Annotated in this window: 1 protein-coding gene; it reads left to right on the top strand. The window is 37.0% G+C overall.

Translation table 11 applies throughout. From position 1 onward, the window contains the following. Nucleotides 1-113: 113 nt before the first annotated feature. Entirely contained in the window at nt 114-1,442 is a 1,329-nt protein-coding gene (locus KQI58_RS22385) for an IS4 family transposase (protein WP_216411140.1), read from the top strand. Nucleotides 1,443-1,574: the final 132 nt, after the last annotated feature.

The raw sequence follows: 1,574 nt of genomic DNA on the forward strand, positions 1-1,574 counted from the left end.
ACTTGATTTTTATAAAGAGGCACAAACTCGGAACAGTTCGAATTTGTGCCTCTTTTTTTGCTTTTTTCAAGTTATACTTAAAAGAGAGAAGTCCAGTAAAGGAGGGGTTAAAAATGATGTTGTTAAGCGATTTTTATGAATTCATTGATGAAGTACCCACCATTTTCATAGAAGATATTCGTGAGGGCCATCCTCGTGCCTTCACTCGAAAAAGAAAAACAACGCCACTTAATCTGATGCTTCAAATGTTCTCACAAAAAGGGAATTCACAGTTTTCTGAACTCCTCAATTTTTATTCCGCACAAAACCAGCCATTGGATATTTCAACAGTTGCTTTCTACAAAGCAAGAATGAAGTTTAACCCAAATGCCCTTCATTTAATGATGGGCGATTATCTCTCGATGGCTTATGAAAAATATGATGATAATCTGGCAAAATTAAATGGCTATATAGTTACAGCGATTGATGGTTCAGATATTATTCTGCCTTCAACAGAGGAAAACGCTAAAATCTATGGCGTCCATCAGACGAAACAAGATGCGGTCTGTCCAGTGATGGCAAAAATTTCGTTACTTTATGATTGTGTCAATAAGATTGTACTGGATACCTGTATTGAACCACATAAATTTAGTGAACGCGAGTGCGCCGCACAGCATCTAGATCAATTAAAAACAATACTCAGACAACCCACTATCACCACCTTTGACCGCGGATATTTCTCTATGAAATTGATTGATCAACTGATTGAGAACAACCAAAAATTCGTTATGAGAATGGATAATCAAATGTGGAAACGTTATTTTGGAAATCTTGTTTCTGGAGGGGATCAAACCATCGATGTGACATTTACCCGTAAACAAACAAATGACTATCGAAAGGACCGGGCATTTCGGACAAAATTAATGAATACAACGTACCCCCTACGCTTCGTGAAAATTCCTTTAGTAAAGAGAGCTACCGGTGAAAACTATGAGGAGTTGCTTTTGACAAACTTAACGCCAGACGAATTTTCATTGGAAGGGCTAAAGGAACTCTATCGTTTAAGATGGGAAATTGAAACGGCTTATAATATCTTGAAAAATCGGATGAAATTGGAAGAGTTCAGCGGAATCCGTGACTGGTTGATTCGTCAGGATATCTACTGTTGTGTCTGGTTGTATAATTTAGTTATGCTTTACATGATCGAATTAAATGAAATAGACAAGGTTCCTCAAGAACAATACAAATATGAAATGAGGCGAAATATCAGTATTTCTATTGGAATTGTTAAAACCTATTTTATTCAATCGGTTATTGGAAATGAACCTGAGAAACGGCAAGAATATGTAAAACAAATGGAGAATTTAATGAAGCGGCACCTCGTTCCTGTTCGCCCAAATCGAACAGCCAAAAGGCAAAATAGCGTAAATAAATCTAGGCGATCGTATCGTTATACCTATTGATAGAGGAAGCTCAAATCGCTTATTTAGACGTGCCATCGAGCGAATAAAAGACAAATCCGTAGCACTGGAGAAGAACAATTCTTCCACCAGTACTACGGATTATTTGTCAATATGCTTAAGTTAATGACATTG

The organism is Enterococcus raffinosus, from assembly GCF_018917525.1.
Taxonomy (GTDB): Bacteria; Bacillota; Bacilli; order Lactobacillales; family Enterococcaceae; genus Enterococcus_A; species Enterococcus_A raffinosus_A.